This window comes from Streptomyces huiliensis (assembly GCF_020037025.1).
Taxonomy (GTDB): Bacteria; Actinomycetota; Actinomycetes; order Streptomycetales; family Streptomycetaceae; genus Streptomyces; species Streptomyces huiliensis.
In genome coordinates, this window is the sequence record NZ_JAIQLH010000102.1 from 39,732 (window position 1) to 47,954 (window position 8,223).

An 8,223-nucleotide genomic window follows, 5' to 3' on the forward strand; every position below is an offset into this window, starting at 1 on the left:
CGGCGGCTCACTGCCGTCGGCGGCTCACTGCCGTCGGCGGCTCACTGCCGTCGGCGGCTCACTGCCGTCGGCGGCTCACTGCCGTCGGCGGCTCACTGCCGTCGGCGGCGCGCGCCGGCCACCGTACGGCCCGCGCCGGCCGGCCGCGGGCCCGCCACCGCCGCGCCGCTCACGCCCGCGGCCCCTCCGCCGCCCCGGCGAGCAGGAAGTCCGCCTCGCCGGCCTTGGCGCCCCTGATGAACGTCTCCATCTCGCTGTGCGTGTAGATCAGCGCGGGCCCCTCCGGGTCCGTGGACTGGCGCAGGGCGACCCGGCCGTCCCGCAGGCGCATGACCTCGACGCAGCTTCCCCCGTTGCCGCCGCTCCACGGCTTGCGCCAGCCCTCGGTGCCGAGGTCGGTGGCGGGCATGCCGTTGTATATGCGATCCATGGTTCAGATCTCCTTACGAATGCCACCCAGGAATGCCTTGGTGGTGTGTGCCGGCGCGGCCTGCGCGCACATCCGGTCCAGTGCCTCCAGGAAGGCCGAGACGTCCTCGCGCTGGTCGAAATAGGAGGCGCCGATGAGGTTTTCGGCGTACGCGATGTCCGGGAGTTCCTCGATGGGGAACCGGAAGATGTGGAACGGTCCGTACATCGCCGGGTGCGGCCCGGCGGCGTACGGGATGACCTGGAGCCGCACGTTCGGCAGGGCGGTGGCCTCGATGAGCCGGTCCACCTGGGCCCGCATCACGTCGGGGCCGCCGATGGGGCGGCGCAGTACCGTCTCGTCCATCACCACCCACAGCAGGGGCGCGTTCTCGCGGACGAGCAGGTGCTGCCGCTCGCGGCGGACGGTGACGGCCCGCTCGATCTCGGCGTCCGGCGCGTGCGGCTGCCCGGCGCGGAGCACCGCCCGGGCGTACGCCTCCGTCTGCAACAGCCCGGGGACGTAGTGCGGTTCGTAGGCGCGGATGAGGTTGGCCTCGCCCTCCAGGCTGACGAAGGCGCTGAACCACTCGGGGAGCACGTCCCGGAAGCGGTGCCACCAGCCGGGCCGGTTGGCCTCCCGGGTGAGGGCGAGGAAGCCCTCGACCTCGGCGGGGTCCTCGACGCCGTAGATCCGCAGCAGCTTCTCCACGTACGGGACCTTCAGGCCGACCTCGGCCTTCTCCATCCGGCGGATGGTGGCGTGCGTGACGTCGAGCGCCCGGCCCGCCTCCTGGAAGGAGAGCCCGGCCTGCTCGCGCAGGTCGTGCAGCCGCTTGCCGAGTACGACACGCAGCACGGTCGGAGCCCCTGCCGGCCGCGCGTCCCCCACTGTCCCCTCCTCCTGCCGCGCCAACTGCCGTCTGTGACCAGCAGTGTGCCATGCAGTTCGCAAAGCCGACAGGCTGTGCTTTCGATTCTGCAATTTACAGACTGAAGCTTGCCACATCTGACTCGCATCGCACATAGTTGCGGAGTGGTCCCCTCCCAAGACGCACCTTTGCTGGGGCGCCGCGGCGGCTGCTTCGGCGGGCGCCCGCAGGTCGCCCATGCCTACGGGTTCAATTTCCCGGCCCTCAACGCCTCGGTGGCGGAGGCGCGAAGACGAGTCCTCACCCGGCTGCGGGAGTGGGGCATCGACGAAACCGCGTGCGACGACGCCCGGTTGGTGGTGTCGGAACTCTTCACCAACGCGGTGCGGCACACGGACAGCGACAAGGTCAGCTGCCATCTGCGGGTGAACGAGGCGCTGGTGCGCATAGAGGTCGCGGACCACGGCCGCGCCTCCACCGAACCACGGGCGCGCTGCAGCGGGACGGACGAGGAGAGCGGGCGGGGACTGCTGCTCGTCGGCGCCCTCTCACAGGCGTGGGGCGTACGGCCGGACGACGCCGGGAGGGGCCGGGTCGTCTGGGCCGACCTGCCGCACCGCCGGCTCTGTCCCTAGGCGGGACGCCCGCCCTCGCTCGAAAAAGGACCGCATCCGACGGATCGGGCCCCGGTCCCATCCCCGCGAGAGGGATGGAACCGGGGCCCGATCCGTACGCCATGCGACGTCCGGGACCGCTACAGCGGCAGCAGGTCCGGCCGCTTCGGCTCCACGTGGTCGCCCGACGACTCGCCGCGCAGCCGCCGCCCGATCCACGGCACGAGGTGTTCCCGCGCCCAGTGGATGTTGTCCCGCCGCACCTCGGCGGGCGTCCGCTGGTCCTCCGCCGGCCACGGCTGGTCCGGGTCGGCGGGCACCGCCAGACCCAGCACCTGCGCCGCGCGCAGCGCCACCCGCGTGTGCCCGTCCGGCGACAGGTGCAGCCGGTCGTCGCTCCAGGCCCGCCGGTCCTGCACCGAGCGCAGCGACCAGAGGTCGAGTACCGGGCAGTCGTGCCGGTCGGCGATGGCGCGGACGTGCGCCGTGTACGTGGCGATCTTGCCCCGCAGGTGCTTCAGCAGCGGGACGTCCCGGGTGTCGAAGCCGGTGCACACCAGCACCGTGCCGACCGAGGCCCGGAGGTCGGCGACCGCCGCCTCGTACCGCTCGGCCACGTCGTCCGGGTCGGAGCCCGGCCGCAGGATGTCGTTGCCCCCCGCGCAGAACGTCACCAGGTCGGGCGAAAGCTCCTTCGCCCGCGGCACCTGCTCCTCGACGATCTGGTCGAGGAGCCTGCCGCGCACCGCCAGGTTGGCGTACCGGAAGGTGTGCTCCTCCCGCTCGTCGGCCAGGAGTACGGCCAGTCGGTCGGCCCAGCCGATGAACGAGTCGCCGGGCCCCGGATCGCCGACGCCCTCGGTGAAGCTGTCCCCGACGGCTGCGTACGACCCGATCGCGCTCTTGCTCATTGAATTCGAATCGTCTGCCACGTCAGCACATCATTCCTGCTCCCAAGTGACCTACGCCACCGTAACCAGGGGTTGACGTGCCGTGATGTATCCCACCCCGATTGAGTCACCTCATCCGGAATAGGGCGGACGTAAGGTCGGACCGGCGCCGTGTGCCCCTCGGCGCCGCCGACGACCGGAGGAGCGCCCGTGACCCAGACGCCGCAGGTCCCCACGACCGACCCCCTGCTCGCGGGGGTCCGCAACTTCCGCGACCTGGGCGGCCTTCCGGCCGCCGACGGGCGGCGCGTACGGCCCGGAGTCCTCTTCCGCAGCGGCCACCTGGCCCGGGCCACCGAGGCGGACGCGGCGTTCCTCGGCTCGCTCGGCCTGCACACCGTCTTCGACTTCCGCAACGCCGCCGACATCGCGCACCAGGGCGCGGACGTGCCCCTGCCCGGCGTCCGGCACGTCAACCTGCCCATGAGCGACCAGACGGACGGCGACGAGTTCTGGCGGATGGTCCACCAGGGCAGCGCGGAGCAGCTGCACGCCCTCCTCTCCGACGGCCGGGCCGCCGCCCGCATGACCGCCTCCTACCGGTCGATCATCACCCACCGGACCGCCGAGCACGGCGGCGTCCTGCGCGCGCTCGCCGACGGCGACGTCCCCGCCCTGATGCACTGCGCCGCCGGCAAGGACCGCGCCGGCCTCGCCGTCGCCGTCACCCTCCTCGCCCTCGGCGTCCCCCGCGACGCCGTCGAGGCGGACTACCTGCTCTCCGACGCACCGCACCGGCGCTTCCCCGTCCGCCGCGCGACGCCGCTGCCGCCGGAGGCGTTGGAACTGCTGACACCGCTGTTCGCGGCGCGGGCGGAGTACCTGGCGGAGGCGTTCGCGACGATCGACGAGGGGTGGGGGACGGTGGAGCGGTACCTCTCCGAGGGGCTGGGGTTCTCCCCGACCGACCGCGAACGGCTGCGCGAGCGCCTGCTGACGGACTGACGGCACGGGGGCGACCCCCGTCCGCTCCCCCGGTCCGTGGGAACAGAAGACCGGGCCGCGACCGCTGTAACTCCCGCCGAACACACGTCGTTTCACTCGGTATGCGTGGGCGATGGACGGTGGCCTGGGCGCTGTGCGCCGCGGTCGGGGGCGGGTTGCTGTGGGTGTGGCCGCTGCGCGACCCGGCGCGGATATCGGCCGCCGCCGCGGTGGTGAGCGCCGTCGTCGCCCTGTTCGGGGTGGTGTCCGCGTGGGCGTGGCGCGCCGGCGGGGGACGGCGGCGCGCCGGCAGCGCGCAGGTCGCGGACGCGGCGGAGGTGCTGGCCCGCACGGTGCGCCGGCAGTGGGAGGAAGAAGCGATTCTCCGGCAGCTGTACGGTCCGGAACCGCTGCCGCTGGTCTGGTCGGACTGCGCCTGCCCGGAGGTGTCCGACCGCCGTCAGCTCGTGGGCACCGCGGTGGTCTGCCGGGCGGACGAACCCCGGGCGCTGACCGAGGCGTTCGGGTCGCTGGCCCGCCGGCGCCTGGTGGTGCTGGGAACGGAGGGGTCCGGGAAGACGACGTTCGCCGTCCTGCTCGTCCTCGCGCTGCTGCGCGCCCGCACCGCCGGCGACCCGGTCCCCGTCCTCTTCTCGCTCTCCTCCTTCGACCCCGAGCGCGAGAGCGCCGGGAACTGGCTGCGCCGCCGCATCGCCGCGGACTACCCGGCGATGATCGACACCGAGACCTACGGGACCGGCGTCATCGACGACCTCCTCACGGAGCACCGTCTCGTCCCCGTTCTCGACGGCCTGGACGAACTCCCCGAGCGCAGCCGGGCGGCGGCGCTGGCCTCCCTCGACAGGACCCTGCCGGCCGACGCCCCGCTCGTCCTCACCTGCCGTACCGACGACTACGCGGAAGCGGCGCGGAAACGCGGCTTCCTGTCCGGAGCCGCGGTTCTGGAGCCCGCGCCCGTACGCGCCGAGGACGCCCTCGCCTTCCTGGGCCGGGCCACGCCGCCGGGGTCCCGTCAGGACGGCTGGAGCACCGTGGCCGAGCGGCTCGCCCGCGAGCCGCGGTGCCCGGCCGCCGAGGCACTGCGCAGCCCGCTGATGGTCGCCCTCGCCCGGTCCGTCTACGCCGGCACCGCCGACGAGGGCGACGGGGGCGACCACGGCCGCGACCCCGCCGAACTCGTCGACGAGGAACGTTTCCCCACACCGGCCGACATCGAGTGCCACCTCCTCGACGCGCTGGTCCCGAGCCTCTACCGGCGCGCCCGGCAGCAGAACCCCACCCGGGCCTGGGACCCCCGCCAGGCCCGGGACTACCTCACGCGTCTCGCGGCGGGAACGCACGCCCAGGGCGGTGACGACCTGGCGTGGTGGCAGCTGCACCAGTGGATCCCGGCCCTCGCCGGCCCCTGGCGCCGGGCGGCGACGCTCACCTCGCTCGCCTGCGCCGAGTTCCTGCTGGTCACGGTGTTCCTGATGGCCGTTCTGGACGCGCCCTCCCGGACGGAGGCCCTGCGCTGGTTCCCCCAGTCGGCGATGGAGAGCCTCGCCCTTCCCCCGATGCTGGTCCTCAGTGGCCTGATCACCCGCCGGGACCGTACCCTGCCCCGGACGGCCGCCCTGGCCGCCGCCGTCGCCCTGGCCGGCGGCCTCGCCCTGCCGCCGTCGTCGTGGTACTACTACCGCGGCGCTCCCGCCTCGGTGCTGCTGGCCTCCATCGGCTTCTTCTGCTTCGCCGTCTGGCTCGTGCTGCTGGGGGTCGGCCTGCCGACCCCTCCTCGTACCCCAAGCCTCGGCCGCCCCGCCCCGCGGCACTGGCGCGGACAGCTGGTCCGGGCGCTCGTCCTCGTCACCAGTGTCACCGCGATCAGCGAGACCGTCTTCGCCGGGTACACGATGGCCGGCTACCAGTCCGTCCTTCCCCCCGGATCCGTCCCGTGGGGCCTGCTGATCGGTGGCGTGGCGGGCACCGGCCTGGCGGCCCTGGACTGGATACGGGCCCCGGCCACCGGCGAGGAGGTGGCGACCGCCGCGTCCTCCATCCGGGCCGACCGCCTGATCTCACTGATCGGCGCAGGTGCCTGCGCGGTGGTCTTCGTCCTGCCCGAGGCCGTCTTCCGGGCGATGCCCTGGGTCCCGTCCACCCCGCTGCGCACCACCATGTTCGCGGCCGTCGTCGGCCTCGTCCACGGCGCGGTCTGGGGCTCGTTCCTCGCCCTGGCCGCCCACTCCTGGCCGCACTACACCCTCGCCCGCCTGCTCCTCGCCGCACGCGGCGAACTCCCCTGGCGGCTCCAGGCGTTCCTGTCCGACGCGCACCGCCTCGGCATCCTCCGCCAGGTCGGCCCCGTCTACCAGTTCCGGCACGCCCGGCTCCGGGACCACCTGGCGACGCGGCCGACCTCGTCCTGACGGGCTCACCGCCCTCCGGTCAGGAGACCTTCTTCAGCAGCCAGGAGTTCGGGGTGAACGAGGAGTTGACGAAGACCACGCAGCCACCGCTGTAGTACGTCTGGACCTTGACCCAGCCGCTCGGCGGCTGCGCGGAAGCGCAGGCGTTGACCTGGGTGCCGACGGGGAGACCGTCCAGCTGCTTGATCATCTTGATGTTGGAGCCGCTCATCACGCGGCACGAGGCGCTGGTACCCCAGTTGACGTCGACCCAGCCCTCCGGGGTCATCGAGTCGGCGCACACCGTGCGGGTCTCGCCAGGCGACGCCTGGGCGGGGCTCGCCGCGATGGAGGCGACGAGCGTCGCGCCGAGCAGTGCCAGACCCGCGGTGCGGAGTCGTCTCATGAGGTGTCTCCCAAGCCTGAAGAGTGTTGGCCGCATTCAATGGCCTGTGTGAAGGCTTGAGGAGAGCATTTTCGGCCATGACCGTGTCACATGCCGGAGGGGCTCATTCTCCCCGCCCGGCGGGGCACCTCACCGGTTCACCACGGCCTGCTTGACGAGCGTCCGCCCGAAGTCCCACATCAGCGAGCCGCCGCCATGCGCCTCGTCCATCACCGCGGTGAACGCCGCCACGAAACGGTCGACCTCCCGCTCCCCCACGATCAGTGGCGGAATCAGCTTGATGACCTCCAGGTGGTCCCCCGACACCTGCGTCAGGATCCGGTGCTTCTGCAACAGCGGCACGACCACCATCTGCGCGAACAGCCCCTTCCGCGCGGCCTGCAGCATCGTCCACCGACCCCGCAGCGCCAGCGACTTGGGCCGGCCGAACTCGATGCCGATCATCAGGCCCCGGCCCCGGACGTCGTGCAGCAGCTCGTACTTGTCGACGAGCGCGGACAGCCGCGACCGCAGCAGATCCCCCGTGACGCGGGCGTTCTCGACGACGCGCTCGTCCTCCATCACCGACAGGACGGCGAGCCCGGCCGCCATCGCCTGGGCGTTGGAGCCGAAGCTCGCGGAGTGGACGAGGACGCGGTCCATGGAGGAGTAGACCTTCTTGAAGATCCAGTCCTTGCCCAGGGTGGCCCCGACCGGCACGTAGCCGCCGGACAGCGACTTGGCGACGCACACCAGGTCCGGCTCGACGCCCTGCTCGTGCTGGTAGGCGAAGAACTTCCCCGTACGTCCCAACCCCGTCTGCACCTCGTCGGCGATGAGCAGCGCCTTGTGCCGGTGCAGCAGTTCCTGGGCGGCGCGCAGGAAGCCGGGCGGCGGCAGGTGGACGCCCTTGCCCTGGACCGGCTCGACGACGAAGGCGGCGACGTCGCCGCGGCGCAGCTCCCGTTCCAGCGCGTCGAGGTCGCCCAGCTCGATCGCCGTGTCGGGGAGCAGCGGGGCGAAGCCGTCGCGGAAGCCGCTCTCGCCGTTGACGGACAACGACCCGGTGGTCAGGCCGTGGAAGGCGTGCGCGCAGTACAGGACACGCGGTTTGCCGGTGGCGTAGCGGGCGAACTTCAGCGCGGTCTCGACCGCCTCCGTACCGCTGTTGCCGAAGAACACCCGGTCCAGGTGCGGCGCGTACCCGAGGAGCTTCTCGGCGAGCAGGCCGGGCAGCGGCGGGCAGTCGAAGCGGGTGAGGTCGGCGAGCGAGGCGTCGAGCACGTCGTGCAGGGCCTTGCGGACGACGGGGTGGTGGCGGCCGAGGCCCATCACCCCGAAGCCGGCGAGCATGTCGAGGTAGTCGTCGCCGTCGGCGTCCCAGAAGTAGGCGCCCTCGGCCCGCTCGTACACCTTGTCGAAGCCGATGGTGTGCAGCATCCGGGGCAGCTGGTGGTTGAGGTGCCGCGCGTGCAGCTCGTACCGCTCCCCGCCGCGCTCGGCGAGCAGCCGGGCGAGGTCGAAGCCCTTGGTACCTACCGCGTCCTCGGCGGGTTCGACGGTCATGCGTTCTCCTTACGCGCCGGGACGGCGGCCCGGCCCGGGCCCCTCCCGGCGTCCTTGCGGGCCAGGACCGCGCTGATCCGGCCGGCGATCTCGGCG

General features: G+C 72.7%; 8 protein-coding genes. 3 read left to right on the forward strand and 5 right to left on the reverse strand.

The window, feature by feature from the left end:
- Positions 1-169: 169 nt before the first annotated feature.
- On the reverse strand, positions 170-430 hold the full coding sequence (locus tag JNW98_RS19305; RefSeq protein ID WP_223769504.1) for a DUF397 domain-containing protein: 261 nt from the start codon (positions 428-430) through the stop codon (positions 170-172).
- Positions 431-433: 3 nt separating this feature from the next.
- Positions 434-1,300 (reverse strand): Sco1979 family transcriptional regulator, encoded by an 867-nt coding sequence (locus tag JNW98_RS19310; RefSeq protein ID WP_223769505.1) that lies wholly within the window; start codon positions 1,298-1,300, stop codon positions 434-436.
- Positions 1,301-1,444: 144 nt separating this feature from the next.
- Between JNW98_RS19310 and JNW98_RS19315 the strand changes: the two genes are divergently transcribed.
- Positions 1,445-1,915, forward strand: coding sequence for an ATP-binding protein (locus tag JNW98_RS19315; RefSeq protein ID WP_223769506.1), 471 nt, complete (start codon positions 1,445-1,447; stop codon positions 1,913-1,915).
- A gap of 119 nt (positions 1,916-2,034) precedes the next feature.
- On the opposite strand, the gene JNW98_RS19320 is transcribed toward JNW98_RS19315, so the two are convergent.
- Positions 2,035-2,826, reverse strand: a complete 792-nt coding sequence (locus JNW98_RS19320; protein WP_223769507.1) for an SGNH/GDSL hydrolase family protein — start codon at positions 2,824-2,826, stop codon at positions 2,035-2,037.
- A 168-nt stretch (positions 2,827-2,994) separates the two neighbouring features.
- Here JNW98_RS19320 and JNW98_RS19325 point away from each other — a divergent pair, with 168 nt between their 5' ends.
- Positions 2,995-3,789, forward strand: coding sequence for a tyrosine-protein phosphatase (locus JNW98_RS19325; RefSeq protein WP_223769508.1), 795 nt, complete (start codon positions 2,995-2,997; stop codon positions 3,787-3,789).
- Positions 3,790-3,890: 101 nt separating this feature from the next.
- A complete protein-coding gene (locus JNW98_RS19330; RefSeq protein WP_223769509.1) occupies positions 3,891-6,197 on the forward strand; it encodes an NACHT domain-containing protein in 2,307 nt (768 codons plus the stop codon).
- A 19-nt stretch (positions 6,198-6,216) separates the two neighbouring features.
- Here JNW98_RS19330 and JNW98_RS19335 read toward each other — a convergent pair whose 3' ends face one another.
- Positions 6,217-6,582, reverse strand: a complete 366-nt coding sequence (locus tag JNW98_RS19335) for a hypothetical protein (RefSeq protein WP_223769510.1) — start codon at positions 6,580-6,582, stop codon at positions 6,217-6,219.
- Between the two features lie 129 nt (positions 6,583-6,711).
- Positions 6,712-8,127 (reverse strand): aspartate aminotransferase family protein, encoded by a 1,416-nt coding sequence (locus tag JNW98_RS19340; RefSeq protein ID WP_223769511.1) that lies wholly within the window; start codon positions 8,125-8,127, stop codon positions 6,712-6,714.
- Positions 8,128-8,223 lie beyond the last annotated feature (96 nt).